Source organism: Patulibacter defluvii (assembly GCF_034096925.1).
GTDB classification, from domain to species: domain Bacteria; phylum Actinomycetota; class Thermoleophilia; order Solirubrobacterales; family Solirubrobacteraceae; genus Patulibacter; species Patulibacter defluvii.
In genome coordinates, this window is sequence record NZ_JAWZSQ010000017.1 from 99,043 (window position 1) to 118,993 (window position 19,951).

At 74.0% G+C, this 19,951-nt stretch carries 17 protein-coding genes; 11 read left to right on the forward strand and 6 right to left on the reverse strand.

The window, feature by feature from the left end:
* Nucleotides 1-3 precede the first annotated feature (3 nt).
* From SH587_RS16940 to SH587_RS16950, 3 genes are all read right to left on the reverse strand, one after another.
* Nucleotides 4-519 (reverse strand): flavin reductase family protein, encoded by a 516-nt coding sequence (locus SH587_RS16940; RefSeq protein WP_320671822.1) that lies wholly within the window; start codon nucleotides 517-519, stop codon nucleotides 4-6.
* Nucleotides 520-537: 18 nt separating this feature from the next.
* The gene (gene ribB, locus SH587_RS16945) at nucleotides 538-1,722 is read right to left on the reverse strand and encodes a 3,4-dihydroxy-2-butanone-4-phosphate synthase (RefSeq protein WP_320671823.1); all 1,185 of its coding nucleotides are present in this window, start codon (nucleotides 1,720-1,722) and stop codon (nucleotides 538-540) included.
* 123 nt (nucleotides 1,723-1,845) lie between these two features.
* Nucleotides 1,846-3,627, reverse strand: a complete 1,782-nt coding sequence (locus SH587_RS16950; RefSeq protein WP_320671824.1) for an AMP-dependent synthetase/ligase — start codon at nucleotides 3,625-3,627, stop codon at nucleotides 1,846-1,848.
* A gap of 255 nt (nucleotides 3,628-3,882) precedes the next feature.
* Here SH587_RS16950 and SH587_RS16955 point away from each other — a divergent pair, with 255 nt between their 5' ends.
* From SH587_RS16955 to SH587_RS16985, 7 genes are all read left to right on the forward strand, one after another.
* Nucleotides 3,883-5,079: an acyl-CoA dehydrogenase family protein gene (locus SH587_RS16955; RefSeq protein WP_320671825.1), complete on the forward strand. Its 1,197-nt coding sequence runs from the start codon at nucleotides 3,883-3,885 to the stop codon at nucleotides 5,077-5,079.
* Complete coding sequence (locus SH587_RS16960) at nucleotides 5,076-5,885, forward strand: enoyl-CoA hydratase/isomerase family protein (protein ID WP_320671826.1); 810 nt, start codon at nucleotides 5,076-5,078, stop codon at nucleotides 5,883-5,885. The genes SH587_RS16955 and SH587_RS16960 overlap by 4 nt, the downstream gene beginning before the upstream one ends.
* Nucleotides 5,882-7,882, forward strand: coding sequence for an ATP-binding protein (locus SH587_RS16965; RefSeq protein ID WP_320671827.1), 2,001 nt, complete (start codon nucleotides 5,882-5,884; stop codon nucleotides 7,880-7,882). The genes SH587_RS16960 and SH587_RS16965 overlap by 4 nt, the downstream gene beginning before the upstream one ends.
* Complete coding sequence (locus tag SH587_RS16970) at nucleotides 7,879-9,465, forward strand: acyl-CoA carboxylase subunit beta (RefSeq protein ID WP_320671828.1); 1,587 nt, start codon at nucleotides 7,879-7,881, stop codon at nucleotides 9,463-9,465. The genes SH587_RS16965 and SH587_RS16970 overlap by 4 nt, the downstream gene beginning before the upstream one ends.
* 26 nt (nucleotides 9,466-9,491) lie before the next feature.
* Nucleotides 9,492-9,917, forward strand: coding sequence for a GFA family protein (locus SH587_RS16975; protein ID WP_320671829.1), 426 nt, complete (start codon nucleotides 9,492-9,494; stop codon nucleotides 9,915-9,917).
* A gap of 5 nt (nucleotides 9,918-9,922) precedes the next feature.
* Nucleotides 9,923-11,176, forward strand: coding sequence for an acyl-CoA dehydrogenase family protein (locus SH587_RS16980; RefSeq protein WP_320671830.1), 1,254 nt, complete (start codon nucleotides 9,923-9,925; stop codon nucleotides 11,174-11,176).
* Between the two features lie 129 nt (nucleotides 11,177-11,305).
* On the forward strand, nucleotides 11,306-11,743 hold the full coding sequence (locus SH587_RS16985) for an SCP2 sterol-binding domain-containing protein (RefSeq protein WP_320671831.1): 438 nt from the start codon (nucleotides 11,306-11,308) through the stop codon (nucleotides 11,741-11,743).
* Here the strand turns inward: SH587_RS16985 and SH587_RS16990 are convergent.
* Nucleotides 11,740-12,945: a helix-turn-helix transcriptional regulator gene (locus tag SH587_RS16990; protein ID WP_320671832.1), complete on the reverse strand. Its 1,206-nt coding sequence runs from the start codon at nucleotides 12,943-12,945 to the stop codon at nucleotides 11,740-11,742. The two genes, SH587_RS16985 and SH587_RS16990, sit on opposite strands and share 4 nt — an antisense overlap.
* Entirely contained in the window at nucleotides 12,942-14,111 is a 1,170-nt protein-coding gene (locus SH587_RS16995) for a helix-turn-helix transcriptional regulator (protein ID WP_320671833.1), read from the reverse strand. The genes SH587_RS16990 and SH587_RS16995 overlap by 4 nt, the downstream gene beginning before the upstream one ends.
* A 210-nt stretch (nucleotides 14,112-14,321) precedes the next feature.
* On the opposite strand from SH587_RS16995, the gene SH587_RS17000 reads away from it, so the two are divergent.
* Both SH587_RS17000 and SH587_RS17005 read left to right on the forward strand, forming a co-directional pair.
* Nucleotides 14,322-15,275 carry a hydroxymethylglutaryl-CoA lyase gene (locus SH587_RS17000; protein ID WP_320671834.1) on the forward strand — a complete coding sequence of 318 codons (954 nt, stop codon included), beginning with the start codon at nucleotides 14,322-14,324 and terminating at the stop codon, nucleotides 15,273-15,275.
* A gap of 137 nt (nucleotides 15,276-15,412) precedes the next feature.
* Complete coding sequence (locus SH587_RS17005) at nucleotides 15,413-16,930, forward strand: aldehyde dehydrogenase family protein (RefSeq protein WP_320671835.1); 1,518 nt, start codon at nucleotides 15,413-15,415, stop codon at nucleotides 16,928-16,930.
* A 9-nt stretch (nucleotides 16,931-16,939) separates the two neighbouring features.
* Here the strand turns inward: SH587_RS17005 and SH587_RS17010 are convergent, their stop codons facing one another.
* Nucleotides 16,940-17,875 (reverse strand): hypothetical protein, encoded by a 936-nt coding sequence (locus SH587_RS17010; protein ID WP_320671836.1) that lies wholly within the window; start codon nucleotides 17,873-17,875, stop codon nucleotides 16,940-16,942.
* Between the two features lie 188 nt (nucleotides 17,876-18,063).
* Between SH587_RS17010 and SH587_RS17015 the strand changes: the two genes are divergently transcribed.
* A complete protein-coding gene (locus SH587_RS17015) occupies nucleotides 18,064-18,984 on the forward strand; it encodes an ABC transporter ATP-binding protein (RefSeq protein ID WP_320671837.1) in 921 nt (306 codons plus the stop codon).
* Between the two features lie 140 nt (nucleotides 18,985-19,124).
* Nucleotides 19,125-19,442: a DMT family transporter gene (locus tag SH587_RS17020; RefSeq protein ID WP_320671838.1), complete on the forward strand. Its 318-nt coding sequence runs from the start codon at nucleotides 19,125-19,127 to the stop codon at nucleotides 19,440-19,442.
* Nucleotides 19,443-19,951 lie beyond the last annotated feature (509 nt).

Genomic DNA, 19,951 nt, shown 5'->3' on the forward strand with positions numbered 1-19,951 from the left:
GGGTCAGCCGGCGTGGGCGCCGTCGTCCTGGAGGCTCCAGGAGAAGCGGCGGCGGTGGTAGAGCAGCGGCGCCGAGTCCTCGTCCGCGGCGCGCTCGATCGCGACGATCGTGCCGATCAGCAGGCTGTGGTCGTGGTGCGTGAAGGCGGTGTCGCGGTGGCAGCGCAGGTAGGCGAGGGCGCCGCGCAGGCGCGGGACGTCGCCGTCCCAGGTCCACGAGAGCCCGGCGAACTTGTCGTCGTCCTTGCGGACGAAGGCCATCGCGACCTGCTCCTGGTCGCGGGCCAGCACGTGGACGCCGAAGTCGCTGCAGGACAGCAGCGGATCGCACGAGCGCGAGCTGTGGGAGACCGACACCATCAGCGACGGCGGGGCGGCGGTGAACGGGCCCATCGAGGTGACCGTCAGCCCCATCGGGCCCTCCGGGCCGCGGGTGGTGATGACGGCGACGCCGGCGGGCAGGTCGGCCATCGCGTCGGCGAAGGTCGCCGGGGTGATCAGGTCGGCGGGGGTGCTCATCGGTCGCTCCTGCTCGTTTCAGGCGGTCGGGACGACGCCGCCGACGATCGGCGTGCGCGCGACGGCGGGCTCGGGGCGGTCGCGGACGGTGGCGCGGATGCCGCGCTCGGCCAGCTCCTCGAGCGCCGGGCGGTCGGCCGACCACAGCTCGACCGACCACAGCCCGAGGTCGGCCAGGACCTCGGCGGCGACGGCGAAGTCCGGGCCCACGGTCGGCTCGGCGGTGCCGCCGAGCCGGCGGACGAGCGCGTCGAGCCGGTCCTCGCCGGCCAGGTAGACCAGCACCCCGGCGCCGGCGTCCTGGATCCAGCGGATCGCCGCGTTGACCGCGCTGCCGCCGTCGGTGATCGCGAACACGTCGCCGAGCACGTCGGCCCGGTGGACATGGACCGGCACCCGCTCCAGATCGCCGACGTCGCCGTGGATCAGCGCCACGTGCTCCTGCGCGCCGTCGAGCCCGCGGTAGCCGACCACCTGGAAGGGGCCGAGCCCGTTCGGCATCCGGGTCCCGACCACGCGCCGGACGTGCGACTCCTCGCGGCGGCGGTAGCGGGCGAGCGCGGCGACCGAGACCATCTTCAGGCCGTGGGTCGCGCAGAAGCCGGCCAGGTCGGGGACGCGGGCCATCGTCCCGTCGTCGTTCATCACCTCACAGATGACGCCGGCCGGGGTCAGCCCCGCCAGCCGCGCGAGGTCGACCGCGGCCTCGGTCTGCCCGCGGCGCTCGAGCACGCCGCCGGCGCGCGCGGTCAGCGGGAACATGTGCCCCGGCGAGACCAGGTCGCCGGGGCCGGCCGCGGGGTCGATCGCGACGGCGATCGTGCGGGCCCGGTCGCCGGCCGAGATCCCCGTCGTGACGCCCTCCCGCGCCTCGACCGAGACGGTGAAGGCGGTCCCGTGCGGCGCCTCGTTGCGCGTCGTCATCGGCCGCAGGCCCATCTCCAGGCAGCGCTCCGGCGTCAGCGCCAGGCAGATCAGCCCGCGGCCGTGGGTGGCCATGAAGTTGATCGCCTCGGGCGTCGCGAACTCGGCGGCGATCGTCAGGTCGCCCTCGTTCTCGCGGTCCTCGTCGTCGCAGACCACGATCATCCGGCCGGCGCGCAGCTCCGCGATCGCCTCCGGCACCGTGGCGAACGGGGCGTGGGCGTCGCCGGCGGCGATCTCGTCCGCCGGCGTCGCCGGAATGGTCTCGTCGTAGAACACGGTCCTCGCCTCCCCGCCGGAACCCCCGGCATCGCTCTACCGCGACAGTAGGAGCGGGCCGACCGTGCGAAATCCCCTCAGGGGGGAGCTTGCCTCCTCCATCCGGGTCGAAGCGCCCGGCGGTCAGGCGTAGAGCGCCTCGATCGCCTCCGCGAAGTGCTCGTCGACCACCTTCCGCTTGACCTTCAGCGTCGGCGTCAGCTCGCCCTCCTCCTGCGACAGGTCGCGGGGCAGCAGGGCGAACTTCTTGACCTGCTCGACCCGGGCCAGCTTCGCGTTGGCGCGGTCGACGTCGGCCTGGACCAGCGCCCGCACCTCGTCGTGGTCGGCCAGCGCGGCCAGCTCGGTCGGCAGGCCGCGCTCCCGCGCCCAGGGGACGATCGCCTCCGGGTCGAGCGTGATCAGCGCCACCGGGTAGGGGCGGCGGTCGCCGTGCATCACCGCCTGGCTGACCCACTTCGAGCGCTTGACGTCGTTCTCGAAGTTCGCCGGGGTCAGGTTCTTGCCGCCGGCGGTGATGATGATGTCCTTCTTGCGGCCGACGATCGAGATGTAGCCGTCCTCGTCGATCGCGCCGAGGTCGCCGGTGTGCAGCCAGCCGTCCTCGTCGATCGCCTCGCGGGTGGCCTGCTCCAGCCCGTGGTAGCCCTGGAAGATGTTGGGGCCGCGCAGCAGCAGCTCGCCGTCGGCGGCGATCGCGGCCTCCTGGCCCGGCAGCGAGCGGCCGACGGTCCCGAAGCGGTGGTGCTCCAGCGTGTTCATCGCGGCGGCGGTCGAGGTCTCGGTCATCCCGAAGCCCTCGGTCACCGGCACGCCGCAGCCCCAGAGGAACTCCGCGATCTCGCGCGAGAGCGGCGCGCCGCCGCTGATCGCCCGCCGCAGGTTGCCGCCGAACAGCCCCCGGACCTTCGCGAAGACCGCCTGCTCGCCGGCGTCGAAGGCGGCGCGCAGCTCGTCGGGCACCGGCTCGCCCCGCAGCTCGCGCTCGCGGACCTCGAGCCCGACCCGGGCCGCGGCCAGCATCCGTTCGCGGACCTCGGGCTCCTGGCCGCCGACCGCGGCGGCGTAGATCTTCTCGAAGATCCGCGGCACCGAGGGCAGGATCGTCGGCCGCGTCTGCGCCAGCTCCGGCACGATCCGCGCCGTGTCGCCGCCCCAGTAGACGAGCACCGCGCCGTGGTCGAGCACGATCAGGTGGAAGAGCAGCGCGAAGGCGTGCGCCAGCGGCAGGAACAGGTACATCGTGCTGTCGCGGTCGACGCTCGACAGCTCGTCGCCGGCGTCGAGGATGAACCGGTAGTTGCCGTGCGAGAGCACGCAGCCCTTCGGCGGCCCGGTCGTGCCCGACGTGTACATGAACATGTAGGCGTCGTCGGGGGTGACCGCGGCGGCCCGCTCGCGCAGCTCGGCGGCGCCGCGGGCGCGGCCGCGGGCCCGGACCTCGTCGAGCCCGATCGCGCCGTCGGCCTCGCCGTCGAGGATCACGATCCACTCCAGCGCGGGCAGCTGGTCGCGGACCTGCTGGATCTTGGCGACCTGCTCGGCGTCCTCGCAGACGATCCCGCGCGACTGCGAGTTGCCGACCACCCAGGCGCACTCCTCGGGCGCGTTGGTCGGGTAGACCGAGACGTGGACCGCGCCGGTCGCGGTCAGGCCCAGGTGGGCGACCGACCAGAGCGGACGGGTGCTGCCGAGGACGGCGACCCGGTCGCCGTGGTCGAGGCCGAGGTCGAGCAGCCCCGACCCGAACTCGATCGCCTGCGCGGACAGGTCGGCGTAGGCGATGTCGGTCCAGTCGCCGGGGGCGGTCTGGTACCGCGCGGCCGGCCGGTCGCCGTAGGCCTCGCCGATCCGGAACGCGAAGTCGGCGATCGTGGTCCCGGCGACGGTGGCGGTGGTGGTCATGGCTCTCCCCTCGTGGTGGTCCGGGGGCGATCTTGGCGCCCGTTCGAGCGCCGAAGCGCCATGTTCTTCCGTCCGGAGCAACAAGCTCACCCTTTCGAGAGGTGGCCGGCCGGTCGCGGCCGCACGGACTCCCCCGTTCGGTGAGGAGAACCCCGCAAAGGGGTGACGAGCGGCGGTGGCGGCCCGGCCTAGGGTCGACGTCCCGAGGTGCGGCGACCCGCCGCACGAGGGCGACGAGGAGAGGCCAGCCAGCGCATGTCCGCCGTGATCACCGAGAGCCGCCAGTCGTTCGGCCTGAGCGACGAGCACCGCGAGATCCTGGAGCAGGTCGATCGCTTCGCCCGCGCCGAGTTCCTGCACCACCAGGAGCGGATGGACAACGAGGAGTGGTGGCCGCCGGACGCCTTCCCGAAGCTCGGGGCCAACGGCTACCTGGGGGTCACCGCCCCGGCCGACCTCGGCGGCGCCGAGCTCGACTTCTTCGCCTCCGGGCTGGTGCTGCAGGCGGTCGCGCGCTGGAACCCGGCGATCTCGCTCGGCATCCTCGCCCACGAGAACCTCTGCCTGAACAACGTCCTCCACAACGCCGGCGACGAGCTGCGGCGGCGCTACCTGCCGGGGATGTGCGAGGGCACCACCGTCGGCTGCCTCTGCCTGACCGAGCCGGGCGCCGGCTCCGACGCGCTCGGCGGGATGGCGACGACCGCCCGCCGCGAGGGCGACGAGTACGTCCTCGACGGGACGAAGATCTTCATCACCAACGGCCCGATGGCCGACGTCGCGCTGGTCTACGCGAAGACCGCCCCCGAGCGCGGGGCGAAGGGCATCTCGGCGTTCCTGGTCGAGACCGCGACGCCCGGCTTCGACGTCGCCCAGAAGCTGGTCAAGATGGGCATGCGCGGGACCCAGACCGCGGAGATCGTGCTCGACGGCTGCCGGGTGCCGGCGGCGAACCTGGTCGGCCGCGAGAACGAGGGCGTCGCGGTGGTGATGAGCGGCCTCGACCTGGAGCGGATCGGGCTCTCGTTCATGATCCTCGGGATGGCCGAGCGGGCGCTCGAGCTGGCCGTCGACTACGCCCGCTCGCGGCGCCAGTTCGGCCGCGCGATCGGCGAGTTCCAGCTGGTCCAGGGGATGCTCGCCGACGTCTACACCGAGGTCGAGGTGCTGCGCAGCTTCTGCTACGACGTCGGCCGCGAGGTCAGCGCGATCGAGCACGGCGCCGCGCGCAGCCGCGTCCACAAGCGCTCGGCGGCGCTGGTGCTGCAGGCCGGGCTGATGATCATGCGGGTCGCCGACCACGCACTCCAGATCCACGGCGGCGGCGGGTACATCTGGGAGATGGAGATCAACCGGCTCTACCGGGCCGGCAAGCTGCTCCAGATCGGGGCCGGGACGAACGAGATCCGGCGCGTGATCATCGCCCGCGAGCTGCTGGGGGCCGGGTCGTGAGCGCGCCCCGCGCCCAGCTCGACGTCGCCGACGGCGTCGCCACGATCACGCTCTCCGACCCGGCCGGGGTCAACGCGATCGACGCCGACCTGGCGGCCGACCTGCGGGCCTGCGTCGAGGAGGCCGGCGCCCGCCGCGACGTCGGCGCGATCGTGACCGCCGCCCGCGGCCTCTCGTGGTCGGTCGGCGGCGCGGTCAAGACCTTCGCCGACCTCGGCGACGGCGTCCACGACTACATCCGCGAGGTCGGCGAGGACGTCAACCCGCTGGTCGCGGCGATCCACCGCTCGCCGAAGATCACGATCGCCGCCGTCCACGGCCCGGTCGCCGGCGGCGGGATCGGGCTGATGGCCGCCCACGACGTGGTGCTGGCCGACCCGGGCACGACGATCACGATCGCCTACCGCCGCCTGGGCCTGAGCCCGGACGCCGGCGGCACCTACTTCCTGGCCCGCGACCTCGGCTACCGGCGGGCGCTCGACCTGTACCTGAGCGACGCCACGCTCGACGCCGAGCAGGCGCGGGCGGCCGGGATCGTCAGCCGCGTCGTCGCCGCCGACGCGGTCGCCGAGGAGGCGCGGGCGCTGGCGCTGCGGTTGGCCGCCGGCCCGCGCGCAGCCCACGCCGCCACCAAGCGGCTGCTGCGGCAGACGACCGACGCGCTGCTGGAGCGGCAGCTGGAGGACGAGATCCGGTCGCTCGCCGACGGCGCCGCGGGGGCCGACTTCGCCGAGGGCCTGCGGGCGTTCCTCGAGCGCCGCGCGCCGCGCTTCGGCCCGGCGCCCGCGGGGGTGGCCGGCTCGTGACCGGCGAGCGCCCGATGTTCTCGACCGTGCTCGTCGCCAACCGCGGCGAGATCGCGGTGCGGGTGATCCGGACCCTGCGCCGGCTCGGCATCCGCTCGGTCGCCGTCCACTCCGACGCCGACGCCGGGGCGCTGCACGTGGCCGAGGCCGACGAGGCGGTGCGGCTGGGGCCGGCGCCGGCCGCCGAGTCGTACCTGTCGATCGAGCGGGTGCTCGACGCGGCTGAGGCGACCGGGGCCGAGGCGATCCACCCCGGCTACGGCTTCCTGTCCGAGAACCCGGCCTTCGCGCGGGCCTGCGCCGAGCGCGGGATCGCCTTCATCGGGCCGCCGCCGGAGGCGATGGAGGCGCTCGGCGACAAGGTCCGGGCGAAGCTCGCCGCCGAGGCGGCCGACGTGCCGGTGCTGCCGGGCCTCCAGCGCCCCGGCCTGACCGACGGCGAGCTGCTGGCGTTCGCCGACGAGCATCCGCAGGCGTTCCCGCTGATGGTCAAGGCGGCGGCGGGCGGCGGCGGCCGCGGGATGCGGATCGTCCGCGAGCGCGGCGCGCTGCCCGAGGCGCTCCAGGCCGCCCGCCGCGAGGCGCTGGCCGGGTTCGGCGACGACGCGCTGCTGATCGAGCGCTACGTCGAGCGGGCGCGGCACATCGAGGTCCAGCTGCTGGCCGACGCCCACGGCACCGCCGTCCACCTGGGCGAGCGCGAGTGCAGCCTCCAGCGGCGGCACCAGAAGGTCGTCGAGGAGAGCCCGTCGCCGACCGTCTCCCCGGCGCTGCGCGAGCGGCTCGGCGCGGCCGCGGTCCGGCTCGCCCACGAGGCGGGCTACGTCGGCGCCGGGACCGCCGAGTTCATCGTCTCGGCTGACGATCCGGAGCAGTTCTTCTTCCTCGAGGTCAACGCCCGGCTCCAGGTCGAGCACCCGGTGACCGAGCTGGTGACCGGCCTCGACCTGGTCGAGCAGCAGCTGCTGGTGGCCGCCGGCCGGCCGCTGACCTTCGCCCAGCAGGACGTGCGGCTGGACGGCTGGGCGATCGAGGTCCGGCTCTGCGCCGAGGACCCGGCCAACGGCTTCCTACCGGCGACCGGCGAGGTCGGCCTCTGGCGGCCGCCGACCGGTCCCGGGGTGCGGGTCGACAGCGGCGTCGCCGTCGGCAGCACCGTCACGCCCCACTACGACTCGCTGCTGGCGAAGGTGATCGCCTACGGCGAGGACCGGGCGCAGGCGCTCGCGCGGCTGACGAGCGCGCTCGACGACCTGCGGGTGCTCGGCGTGACGACCAACGCCGGCTTCCTGACCCGGCTGCTGGCCGTGCCCGAGGTCGTCCGCGGCGAGCTCGACACCGGCCTGATCGAGCGCGACGCGGCGGCGGCGCTGCCGGGCGAGGACGAGGCCCGGCAGGCGGCGGTCGCGCTGGCGCTGCTCGGCACCCTCGACCTGGCGAGCGACCGCGGGCCCGACCCGTGGGACACGCTGGTCGCGTGGCGGGTCGACGGCCGCGCGCCGGTGGTCTGGGAGATCGAGGCGCCGGGCCGGGCCGAGCCGTACGAGGTCCGCGTCGACGGGCCGGCCGGCGGGGCGCTGGTCGAGGTCGACGGCGAGCGGACCAGCGTCGCGGCGACCGCGCTCGGGCCGCAGCGGCTGCGGGTCGTCCGCGACGGCCGCGGTCGCCGCTGGGACCACGCGACCGTCGACGGGCGCCGCTGGCTGGCGGCTGGCGCGGACGCCTTCGCGCTGACCGTCCGCGAGCCGGTGGTCGAGGGATCCGACGCCGCCGGCGAGGGGTCGCTGGAGGCGCCGATGCCGGGAACGGTGATCGACGTGCGGACGCACGGCGGCGCCGAGGTCGAGGAGGGCGACGTGCTGGTGGTGCTGGAGTCGATGAAGATGGAGATCACGCTGGTCGCGCCGATCGCCGCGACGGTGGTCGACGTGCAGATCGCGGTCGGCGACAGCGTCCGCCAGGGGCAGGCGCTGGTCGAGCTGGAGGCGATCGCGTGAGCGTCGTCCTGCGCAGCCACGCTGACCCGGGCAGCGACGACTTCCGGGCCAACGCCGCCGCCCACGCCGAGCTGGCCGCCGACCTGCGGGCCCAGCTGGAGCGGGTCCGGGCCGGTGGCGGCCCCCGCGCGGCCGAGCGCCACGTCGCCCGCGGCAAGCTGCTGCCCCGCGAGCGGGTCGACCGGCTGCTCGACCGCGGCTCGCCGTTCCTGGAGCTGTCGCCGCTGGCCGCCCACGGGATGTACGACGACCAGGCCCCCGGCGCCGGGATCATCACCGGGATCGGGCGGGTCTCCGGCCGCGAGGTGCTGGTGGTCTGCAACGACGCCACCGTCAAGGGCGGCTCGTACTTCCCGATGACCGCCCGCAAGCACACGCGGGCGCAGGAGATCGCGCTCCAGAACCGGCTGCCGTGCGTCTACCTGGTCGACTCCGGCGGCGGCTACCTGCCGCTCCAGGACGAGCTGTTCCCCGACGTCCGCGGCTTCGGCCAGAGCTTCTACAACCAGGCCAACCTCTCGGCCGAGGGGATCCCCCAGATCGCGGCGGTGCTCGGCTCCTGCACCGCCGGCGGCGCCTACGTCCCGGCGATGTGCGACGAGTCGGTGATCGTCAAGGAGCAGGGGACGATCTTCCTCGGCGGCCCGCCGCTGGTGAAGGCGGCGACGGGCGAGGAGGTCTCGGCCGAGGAGCTGGGCGGCGGCGAGCTGCACACCAAGCGCTCCGGGGTCGCCGACCACCTGGCCGCCGACGACCAGGACGCGCTGGCGATCGTCCGTTCGATCGTCGCCAGCCTGCCGCAGAAGGGCCCGCTGCCGTGGCGCCGGCGCGACCCCGAGCCGCCGGCGGTCGACCCGGCCGAGCTGACCGGCGCGGTGCCCGCCGACCTGCGGACCCCCTACGACCCGCGCGAGATCATCGCCCGGATCGTCGACGGCAGCCGCTTCCACGAGTTCAAGGCCGGCTACGGCACGACGCTCGTCTGCGGCCTCGCGCACCTCCACGGCCACCAGGTCGGGATCCTCGCCAACCAGGGCGTGATCTTCAGCTCGAGCGCGCTCAAGGGCGCGCACTTCATCGAGATGTGCGACCAGCGCGGGATCCCGCTGATCTTCCTGCAGAACATCACCGGCTTCATGGTCGGCCGCGACGCCGAGGCGGGCGGGATCGCGAAGGACGGGGCGAAGCTGATCTCGGCCGTCTCGACCACCCGCGTGCCGCGGCTGACGGTGATCGTCGGCGGCTCGTTCGGGGCCGGCAACTACGGGATGTCGGGGCGGCCGTACTTCCCGCGCTTCCTGTGGATGTGGCCGAACGCCCGGATCTCGGTGATGGGCGGCGACCAGGCGGCCAACGTGCTCGCGACCGTCGGCCGCGAGACCGACCCCGAGAAGGTCGAGGCCCGCAAGCGCGAGATCCGCGACCAGTTCGAGACCCAGGGCCACCCCTACTACTCGAGCGCGCGGCTGTGGGACGACGGCGTGATCGCGCCCGAGTCGACCCGCGACGTGCTCGGCCTGGCCCTGTCGACCTGCGCCAACGCCCCGCTCGGCGCGCGGCGTCAACCGATCTTCCGGATGTAGTCCGGGCCAGCGAGGAGGAGGAAGCGATGGGCAAGCTCGACGGCGGTTGCCTCTGTGGCAGCGTCCGCTACACGGTCGACGGGGAGGAGCCGATCATGACGGCGATCTGCCACTGCACCGACTGCCAGAAGCAGACCGCGTCGGCGTTCTCGGTGATCGCCGGGGTGGCGATCGAGGACCTGCACGTGGAGGGCGAGACGAAGGTCTTCGACACGATCGGCAGCGACCGCGGGCAGCCGGCCCACCGCCACTTCTGCCCCCAGTGCGGGTCGCCGATCATGTCGATCCTGGCCGACGCCGACGAGGTCGCCTGGATCAAGGCCGGCACGCTCGACGACGCGTCGTGGCTGACGCCCGAGCTGGAGGCCTGGACCGACTCCGCCCAGCCGTGGGCGCGGACGCCCGAGCGCGACGACCGCGGCTACTTCCCGCGCGGTCTCGACACGGAGTAGCGGGCATGGGCCGGCACGACGTGGAGATGACGGAGGCCGAGCGGGCCGCGGTCCTCGCGCGGGCGCGGGAACTGGCCGCGGAGTTCGCCGCGATCGGTCCCCAGGCGGACGCCGACAACCGCTTCCCGACCGAGCTGGTGCCGCTCTACAAGGAGGCGAACCTGCCCGCGCTGGCGGTGCCGAAGGCGTACGGCGGGCTCGGCGGCGACATCTGGACGACGACGCTCGTCTCGCGCGAGCTGGCCAAGGGCGATCCGGCGGCGGCGCTGGCCTTCAACATGCACCAGACGATGGTCGGCATCTTCCGCGGCCTGCTCGACGACGCCGCCAGGGCCCGCGTCTTCGGCCTGGTCGTCGAGCAGGGCCAGCTCGTCTGCGGCTGCTTCAGCGAGGACCGTGCCGGCCTGGCCGGGCTCGCCGACACCGTCGCGGTGCCGGACGCCGCCGGCGGCTGGCGGATCAGCGGGCGCAAGACCTGGGCCACCCTCTGCCAGGGGGCCGACCTCGTCGCCTTCAACGCGACCGTGACCGGCGCCGACGGCGCCCTGCCCGACGACCACCGCGAGCACGCCGCCCGCGAATCGGTCTTCGTGCTCCCGATCGACGCGCCCGGGATCGCCATCAAGGAGACCTGGGACACGATGGGGATGCGGGCCACCGGCACCCACACGGTGATCTTCGAGGACGTCCACGCGCCGGCGGACGCCTACGGCGGCAACTTCCGCGAGGGGCTGTTCGGCCATTTCGAGTGGGCGTCGATGAGCTTCGCCGGCGTCTACCAGGGGCTGGCGGAGAAGGCCGGCCTGGAGTGCCGCGAGATCCTCCGGCGGACCTCGCTCGGGGCGACCACCGCCGGTGACGACGTCGCGCTCAAGGGCATCGGCTTCGTCCAGCACGGGCTCGGCCGGATGCTGCTGGAGACCGAGGCGGCGGCGCGGACCCTGGAGGCCACCGGGCGGATCCTGATCGAGGGCCGCGACGCGGAGTGGGATCCGCAGGCGCGGACGGCCTGGCTCGACGTCGCCAAGGTGACCGCGACCGAGAACGCGATCCGTGCCACCGACGCCGCGCTGCGGCTGGTCGGCGGCCAGGGCTACCGCCGCGGCCACGTGCTCGAACGGCTCTACCGCGACGCGCGCGCGGGACCCTTCCACCCGCTGACGACCGACCAGGCGTACGATCTGCTCGGGAGGTCGGAGCTGGGGCTGCTGACCGTGCCGCACCAGGCGCCCATCGACGAACGGGTCGCGGCTGCATAGCGAACGCGGCCTCGGCGAGGACCGAGACGGAGGACACTTTTCCCGATGGCGACCACCGACAGTCTGGGCTGGGGGTCGCCGTGGGTCCGTCTCGACGATGCGCGTCCGGCGCAGCGACCTCACGACGCGATGGAGAGCGACGACCCCGTGCCCGCCGAGCGGGCCCCCGAGGACGACGGGCTGTTCGCCGGCTTCGACGGGCCGGTCGCCGCGTTCGCGCGGCGGGTGGCGCTCGGCCTGCGCCACCGCGAGGCCGCCGAGCGGCTGGCCCAGGCCGACGTGCGGGCGCTGATCGAGATCACCGACCGGCCCGACACCGCCGTCACGCTGCTCTTCGACCGCGAGCCGCCGGCGGTGGTCGAGGGCGCGGTCGCCGGGGTCGAGCCGACGGTGCGGCTCTACCTGACCGCCAGCGACCTGGAGGGCATGCTCGACGAGGGCACCCACCTGCCGATGGCGATCCTCGCCGGCGAGGTCCGCTTCGAGGGCGCCGTCCGCAAGCTGCTGCGGGTGCTGCCGATCCTGCGCGGCGCGGTCGCCGAGCACGAGGCCGGCGACGGCGCCTAGTCGTCGACCTGGCCGATCCCCAGGTAGCGGGCGATCGCCTGCGAGCGGTTGACCGCCCCGAGCTTGCGGAGGATGTGCTTGACGTGGGACTTGACGGTCCCCTCGGTGATCACCAGCTGCTCGGCGATCGCGCCGTTGGTGGCGCCGACGACCATCAGCTCCAGCACCTCGCGCTCGCGGGCCGTCAGCTCGCTCAGCGCGTCGGCGTCGGAGGAGAGCGCGGAGACGGCGCTGCGGGCGACGATCGTTCCCGGGTCCGGGTGCTGCGCCAGGTCGATCCCCGAGTCGCACAGCTCGTCCATCATCCGCTCGGCCGAGGCCAGCGTCTCGCGCACGTGGTCGCGCTGGGCCCGCAGCCGCTCCAGCAGCACGCTCCGCTCGTAGATCTGGCCGAAGCCCTCGGCGAACGCCCACAGCACGTCGCGGTCGACGTCGTCGACCCGTCGCGCGGCCGGGTGGTAGTCGGCGTGCAGGAACCCGACCACGTTGCCGCCCGGCATCACCGGGGCGGCCACGTACGAGCGCGAGTGCCCGGCGTCGACGATGATCGGCCGGTGGACGGTGGCCGTCTCGGTGTCGTAGACGATCCCCGGCCGCCGCTCGCGCAGCAGGTGCGCCTCGAGCGTCTCGTCGTCGAGCGGGATCGCCTGGTTGATCCAGTCGGTGAACCACGCGTCGTACTCGTGCTCGTCGCTGAAGTAGCCCGTCCACGGCTTCCAGAGGCCGTCCTCGACCCGCGACAGCACCACCCGGCCGAAGCCGCAGCGCCGGGCCAGCTCCTCGCAGACCTGGTCGACCAGGTCGGCCGACGTCGGCAGCGACCGCAGCCGGGCCAGGCCGGCCGAGCAGTCGACGAGCCGGCGGGTGCGGAGGCTCAGCTCGTGCTCGTACAGCTCCAGCGCCAGCTGCTGCAGCTCCGTCACCAGCGCGCACAGGCGCTTGGTCGTGGCGCGGTCGGCCTCGGCCGTCAGCCGCAGCCGCTCGATGCAGATCCAGGTCAGCGCCGAGACGATCTCCGCCGAGCGCCCCGGCCGGTCGCGGTCGACGCCGGAGACCGTGAGGGTCTCGCCCAGCGCCTCCGAGACCGCCTCGTGCATCGCCGTGACGCGGGCGACCAGCTCGCCCTCGCGCCGCCGCCAGCCCGGGCTGCGGGTCGGCGCCGGGAAGGCCCGCGGCGTCTCCTCCTGGCCGACGGTGCTCATGGCGACGGCGGCTGGTGGCGGGCCAGCCGCAGGTAGCGCGACACGGCCTCGGCGCGGTTCGAGGCGCGCAGCTTGCGGAGGATGTGCTTCACGTGGGACTTCACCGTGCTCTCCGAGACGACGAGCTGATCGGCGATCTGGACGTTGGTGGCGCCGCTGGCGAGCAGCCCCAGGACCTCGCGCTCGCGCGGGGTCAGGATCCCGTGGATCCGGGCCTCGGGGGCGGTCAGCATCGCCGCCGGCGAGGTCTGCTGGGCGTCGGCGCCGACCTCGCGGCGGGCCAGCTCGACCTGCTGCTCGCAGAGCTCGGCGATCATCGACTCGGTGCTGCCGAAGGCCTCGCCGATCCGGTCGCGCTGGAGCGCCAGCCGCTCGACCAGCACCGCCCGCTCGAAGATCAGGCCGAAGCCCTCGGCGAAGGTCTGGACGTTGTCGCGGTCGTAGCTCGTCAGCGGGCGACCGGACCAGTAGGCGTCGGCGTGCAGGAACCCGACGACGGGCCCGGTGGTGACGATCGGCGCGACGACGTAGGCCCGGGTCTCCGACAGCTCGATCAGCGGCCGGAAGGTGCGGGCCTCGCCCTGCGCGTCGTGGATCAGCGCCGGGGCCCGGCGGCGGACCAGCTCGGCTTCGAGCATCGAGGTCGTGAGCGGGATCTCGATCCCGTCGAGGAACCGCTTCAGGTCCTCGTTGACGTCGCTGTCCTCGCCGGCCGCGATGTGCAGCACCTCGGGCACCCAGGTCGACCCCCGCACGCGCGAGATCAGCGCGCGGTCGAAGCCGCAGGCGGCGCACAGCTCGGCCGGGGCGGCGGCGATCAGGGCCGCCGAGCTCGGCGCCTGGCGGATCCGGGCCAGCGCCTCGTGGATCCGGTGGAGGGTCTGGAACCGCAGGCCGAGCGTGTGCTCGCGCAGGTCCGACTGCAGCTCGCCGACCTCGACCAGCAGCTCGCAGAGGTCGGCGGCCCGCGCCGGCGTCAGGTCGCCGGTCAGGAACTCACCGCTGATCTGCTCGGTGGCGCTGGTCAGCGTCGCGATCAGCTGGCGGGCACCGTCGGGATCGGGGTCGGGCGGGTCGGCCGAGACCAGCTCGCGGGTCGCGGCCGTCAGCTCGCGGACGCGACGATCGATGTCGGACGCCGCCGGCGTGGCTGCTGCCGAGCTCAACCCACTCTCCTCCCTCGTCACCGGGCACGCGGGCGGCGGCTGCCGGTCCGCGAACGGGTCCTCCCGTGACCCGTTGGCCGATGCTACCTCAGCGTTCCCGAGCCGACCGGGGGGTGACCGCGAGCGGGGGAGCGATCTCCTCCGCAGGGAGGACGAGGGCCCGCCGCGGAGGGGGCAGATTGGCCTCCTGCAGCGGTCCGCTGCCTCGCCATGCCGTCCTTCCGGGAGCCGACGTTGCCCGCCGATCCGCCCCTGCCCGCCGCCGTCACGATCCGCGAGGTCGGCCCCCGCGACGGGTTCCAGAACGAGCCCGAGCGGATCCCCACCGCCGACAAGATCCGCCTGATCGAGAGCCTGGCGCGGACCGGTCTGCGCCGGATCGAGGTCGCCAGCTTCGTGCGACCGGACGTGCTGCCGCAGCTGGCCGACGGGGCCGAGGTGCTGCGGTCGATCGAGGTCCCGGACGACGTCCACCTGAGCGTGCTGGTGCCGAACCCGCGCGGGCTCGACCACGCGCTCGAGCTGCGCGACCGCTTCCACGAGGTCTGCCTGTTCGTCAGCGCCAGCGACAGCCACAACCGCCGCAACGTCAACCGCGGGAGCGACGAGACGCTGGCCGCGATCGAGGCGATGCTGCCGCAGGTCCACGCCGCCGGCCTCCGCTGCCAGGCGGTGGTCGCGACCGCCTTCGGCTGCCCCTACGAGGGCGTCGTCCCGCTCGAGCGGACGCTGGCGATCGCCGGTCGGCTGGTCGACGCGGGCGCCGACGAGGTCGGCTTCGGCGACACCACGGGGATGGCCAACCCGCGCCAGGTGCGGTCGTTCTTCGCGGCCGCCCGCGAGCAGCTGCCGGCGGTCGAGCTGACCGCCCACTTCCACAACACCCGCGGCCAGGGGCTGGCCAACGCGCTGGCCGCGCTGGAGGCGGGCTGCACGTCGTTCGAGTCGAGCTTCGGCGAGCTCGGCGGCTGCCCGGTGCCGCCCGGGGCGACCGGCAACATCGCGACCGAGGACCTGCTCTCGATGCTGCACGAGATGGGCGTCGAGACCGGCGTCTCGCTGCCGGCGCTGCTGGAGGCCAGCCGCGACGTCCAGCGGGTGCTCGGCCGGCCGCTCGGCAGCCACGTGCTGGTGGCCGGACCGGTCGACTGGAGCGGCGACTGAGCGGCGGCTGCCCCGACCGGAGGGCGGGAACCCCTCGCCGGTGAGATGGCGCGCCGCCGGGCCCGGGACAGAATCGGGCGATCCGTCGCCGCGAGCGCTCGCTCGGCCGCGACGACCACCGACCTGGGGAGACGAGCATGGCGACCGTGGGCGTCCAGCACCACAAGATGTTCATCGGCGGCGCGTGGCACGACGCCGACGAGGCCTACGAGATCCGCAACCCGGCCGACGAGGAGCTCGTCGCGACGGTCGCCAAGGGCACCGCCGACCACGTCGACGCGGCGGTCGCGGCGGCGCGGGCGGCGTTCCGCAGCGGCTGCTGGTCGGGGCTCAGCGGCGACGACCGGGCGGCGGTGATGCTGCGGATCGCCGACGGCGTCTCCGAGCACCTGGAGGAACTGATCGAGCTGGAGATCGCGGCCAACGGCGCCACGGTCCGCCAGGCCGGCGGCTTCCACATCGGCCTCGCCGCCCCGCACCTGACCTACTTCGCCGAGCTGGCGGCGCGCCACGTCCCCGAGCACGGGATCGCCACCGCGCCCTACCCGACGGTCTCCCAGAACGTCCTCCGCCGCGAGCCGATCGGGGTCTGCGCCGGGATCCTGCCGTGGAACTTCCCGCTCGTGCTGAGCCTGTGGAAGATCGGCCCGGCGCTGGCCGCCGGCAACACCGTCGTGATCAAGACCGACGAGAAGACGCCGCTCTCGACCCTGGCCTTCGCCCGGATCGCCCACGAGGCCGGGCTGCCGGCCGGGGTCCTGAACGTGATCACCGGCGACGGCGAGGACGTCGGCGCGCGGCTGGCCTCGCACCCCGACGTCGGCAAGGTCGCCTTCACCGGCTCGACCGCGGTCGGGCGCGAGATCATGCGGCTGGCCTCGCAGACGGTCAAGAAGGTCTCGCTGGAGCTGGGCGGCAAGGGCGCGGCGGTCGTGCTCGACGACGCCGACCTCGAGACCGTCGCCGACGCCGCGCTCTTCGGCTGCTGCCTCTACAGCGGGCAGATGTGCGAGTCGATCACGCGGCTGATCGTGCCCGAGTCGATCCACGACGAGCTGGTGGCGCGGATCGTCGAGCGCGCGCGGACGATCACCCTCGGCGATCCGGCCGACTACGACACCGACGTCGGCCCGGTCGTCTCGGCCGAGCAGCACGCGCGGATCCTCGACTACCTGCGGATCGGCCGCGAGGAGGGCGCGACCGTCGCCACCGGCGGCGGGGTCCCCGAGGGGCCGGAGTTCGAGCGCGGCTTCTGGATCGAGCCGACCGTCTTCACCGGCGTCATCAACGAGATGCGGATCGCGCGCGAGGAGATCTTCGGGCCGGTCCTCTGCGTCATCAAGTACAGCGGCGACCCGGACGAGGGCGTCGCGATCGCCAACGACTCGATCTACGGCCTCTCGGCCGCGGTCTGGAGCGGCGACTACGAGCGCGCGCTCGAGGTGGCGGCGAAGCTCGAGGCCGGCACGGTCTGGGTCAACGACGTCCACATGGTCGACCCGGCGCTGCCCTTCGGCGGCTACAAGCAGAGCGGGCTGGGCCGCGAGCTGGGGCCGGACGCGCTCAACGAGTACACCGAGGTCAAGCACATCCACATCGACCTCTCGCAGCGGCGCGAGGCCCGCGCCTACGACATGGTCCTCAGCGACGGCTGAGGCCGGCCGTCAGCGCGGGACCTGCTCGTGGCGGCGGGTCTCGAGCAGCCGGGCGCCGGTCTCGATCGCGTCCTCCAGCTGTTCCAGCTCGCCGTCGGCGAGCGGTCCGCGGAGCGCGGCGTCGGCCAGCGCGGCCGTCGCCGCGACCGCCGCGGCGAGCTCGCCGTCGGCGGCGCCCAGCTCGACCTCCAGCAGCCGCAGGGCGGCGGCGGCCTGCAGCGCCGCCGCGCGCGTGCGGCCGTGGTCCAGGTCCAGGTGGGTGCGCAGCAGCAGGTCCTCGCCCTCGAGGATCGCCTGGCGGCCGGTCAGCGCGTCGGCCACCGTCTGCGACGGGGCCAGCGCCGCGGCCCGCCGCTGCCGGCCGCCGGCGGGCGGGGGCAGCACCAGCGCCTCGGTCCAGGCGCCGTCGGAGACCTGGCTGGTGGTGCCATAGCCGATCCGGACGGCGCGGGCGTCGCGGCGCGTGACCTCGCCGACGTAGGGATCGCCGGCCCCGGCGCGGTGGGCACGGATCGCGCGGTTGAGCACCTCGAGGCCCTCGTCGATCCAGCGCTGCTGCAACGGCTCCTGGCGCTCGATCTCGTCCAGCCGGGCGCGCGCCTCCTGCTTCGTGGCCAGCGGCGCGCTGCCCTCGACGAAGCTCGCCAGCGCCACCGGCACCGGCTCGCCGCCGGCCTCGGCCTCGGCCGCTCGCGGTCGCCGTCGCAGCCGGAACCCGGTCGAGCGGGCGCCGACGACGGCGATCACCAGCACGTCGGCGTCACCGGTGGTGAGGACCGTGCCGGTGGTCCGGTGCCGCTCCCGCGGCGGGCCCTCCTCGGCGTCGGCGATCCCCGCCGGGTCGCGGTCGCGCAGGCCCCGCGACGGCGCGGCGACGTAGCGGCCGGGCGTCGGTCCGAGCGCGTGCGTGAACTCGAACTGGACGAACAGGAAGAGCGGTTCCACGGCCCGACTCTACGCCCGCCGCCGCCCCGTCCGCGGCCGCTCCCCCTCGCAAGGAGGAGGGATATCCACCCCGTTGGGCATCCACATCCCGGAGGGCCGACCGTACGATCGGCTGGCACTGTGGGAGACGGTCGGTCCGGCTCCCGGCGTCGCCCACGGCGACGGGCTGCACGGCAAGGAGAGAGACGATGTCGGTACGGGGGCTGCTCCACCGGAGGGCCGACGACGAGGACGGCTACGGCTACGACGACGGGGACGTCGTCGTCGACCGCGAGACGCAGGAGCTGCTCGACCGCGCCCACGAGTACAGCCTGCACGAGGGCCAGACCAGCTTCCGCGAGACGAACCCGGGGGAGTTCTGGTCGATCGAGTGCATCGACGTCTACAAGAGCTTCGGCAGCCGGCCGATCCTCAACGGGCTCAACCTGGGGATCCCGGAGGGGATGATCACCGTCGTCCTCGGCCCGTCGGGCACCGGCAAGAGCGTGCTGATCAAGCACCTGATCGGGCTGCTGTTCCCCGACTACGGCGACATCATCGTCCACGGCCAGTCGGTGCCCCACCTGACGATGTCCGAGCTGCTGGAGATGCGCCAGAAGTTCGGGATCCTGTTCCAGGACGGCGCGCTGTTCGGGTCGATGAACATCTTCGACAACGTCGCCTTCCCGCTGCGGCAGAACACCGACATGAGCGAGGACCGGATCGCCGACGTGGTCCACCAGCGGCTGGCCGAGGTCGGCATGGGCCACGCCGGCGAGCTGATGCCGAGCGAGCTGTCGGGCGGCATGCGCAAGCGCGCCGGCTTCGCCCGGGCGCTGGTCACCGAGCCGGAGATCGTCGTCTTCGACGAGCCGGACTCCGGCCTCGACCCGGTCCGGACCGCGCTGCTCTGCGACCTGATCGTGAAGATGCACGCGCAGCACGGCGGGACCTACGTGGTGGTGACGCACGACATCGCGTCGCTGCACCAGATCGGCCAGTACATCAGCGTGCTCTGGAAGGGCCGGATCGTCCAGGCGGGCGGGCGCGACGAGATGTTCGCGTCCGAGAACCCGTTCGTCCGCCAGTTCCTCAACCGTCGGACCGAGGGCCCCCTCGGGATGGACTGACTCGGCCGACGGCGGCGGGCCGAGGCCCGCCGCGAGCGACGACCGACGCCGGGGCGATCTCCGCGTGCCGTGCCCGGCGTCGGTTCTCGCGCCGTCGCCGTCCGTCCAGCGCCGATCCGCTCGATGACCGGGACCTCCCGATGACCTGGCTGCTGCTCGCCGTGACGATCGGTGCCGAGGTGGCCGCGACGTCGTTCCTGCGCGCCGCGGGAACCGGCGACGTGGTGGCGATCCTCGGCTGCGTCGCCGGCTACGCGACGGCGTTCGGGATCCTGGCCTACCTGGTCCAGCGACTCGAGGTGAGCCTGATCTACGCCCTCTGGTCGGGCGTCGGCACGGCCCTCGTCGCGGGGATCGGGATCGCGCTGCTCGGCGAGAGCGCGTCGCCGCCAAAGCTCTTCGGGCTCGGGCTGATCGTGATCGGCGTGGTGCTCGTCAACCTGGCGCCGACGACCTGATGCGGCGACTCGTCCCAACGGGGGAGGGCAACGCCCCATCGGGCGGATGCGCCGGCGCGACGGCCGCGCGTACGGTGGCCACGGGAGAGTCGGCGATGGCGAGGAACGGGTGATGGCGCGCAAGGCGTTGGTGGGGCTGTCGGCGGCGGGAGCGGTAGCGGCGGCGTTCGGGGCCGTGGCGGGCGCGTCGGCCGAGTCGCGGACGCTGACGGTGACCCTGGCCGGGGGCCGGGTGGTGCAGGTGACCGTCGACGTGCCGCCGGGAACGCCGATCGATCAGGTGCCGCTTCCCGATCTGGGCGCGCCGATCGTGCGGGTCTCGGGGGGACCGGCGGCCACGCCGGCACCGACGCCGACCCCTGCGCCGGCGGCGAGCGGGCGGCAGAGCGACGCGGGCGCGGGTGCTGAAGAACGCCAAGGCGATGGGCGGCGACGCGCTCTCGACCAAGTCGGGGCTGATGGTCGGGCTCGGCGAGAGCTTCGCCGAGGTGGTCGAGACGATGAAGGCC

Bases quoted from the DNA above. Each gene is read 5' to 3' on its own strand.
- SH587_RS16990 (WP_320671832.1), bottom strand. From the start codon at position 12,945: ATGAGCACCGTCGGCCAGGAGGAGACGCCGCGGGCCTTCCCGGCGCCG.
- SH587_RS16955 (WP_320671825.1), top strand. From the start codon at position 3,883: ATGTCCGCCGTGATCACCGAGAGCCGCCAGTCGTTCGGCCTGAGCGAC.
- SH587_RS16940 (WP_320671822.1), bottom strand. From the start codon at position 519: ATGAGCACCCCCGCCGACCTGATCACCCCGGCGACCTTCGCCGACGCG.
- SH587_RS17000 (WP_320671834.1), top strand. From the start codon at position 14,322: ATGCCGTCCTTCCGGGAGCCGACGTTGCCCGCCGATCCGCCCCTGCCC.
- SH587_RS16975 (WP_320671829.1), top strand. From the start codon at position 9,492: ATGGGCAAGCTCGACGGCGGTTGCCTCTGTGGCAGCGTCCGCTACACG.
- SH587_RS16950 (WP_320671824.1), bottom strand. From the start codon at position 3,627: ATGACCACCACCGCCACCGTCGCCGGGACCACGATCGCCGACTTCGCG.
- SH587_RS16985 (WP_320671831.1), top strand. From the start codon at position 11,306: ATGGAGAGCGACGACCCCGTGCCCGCCGAGCGGGCCCCCGAGGACGAC.
- SH587_RS17015 (WP_320671837.1), top strand. From the start codon at position 18,064: ATGTCGGTACGGGGGCTGCTCCACCGGAGGGCCGACGACGAGGACGGC.
- SH587_RS17005 (WP_320671835.1), top strand. From the start codon at position 15,413: ATGGCGACCGTGGGCGTCCAGCACCACAAGATGTTCATCGGCGGCGCG.
- SH587_RS17020 (WP_320671838.1), top strand. From the start codon at position 19,125: ATGACCTGGCTGCTGCTCGCCGTGACGATCGGTGCCGAGGTGGCCGCG.
- SH587_RS16980 (WP_320671830.1), top strand. From the start codon at position 9,923: ATGGGCCGGCACGACGTGGAGATGACGGAGGCCGAGCGGGCCGCGGTC.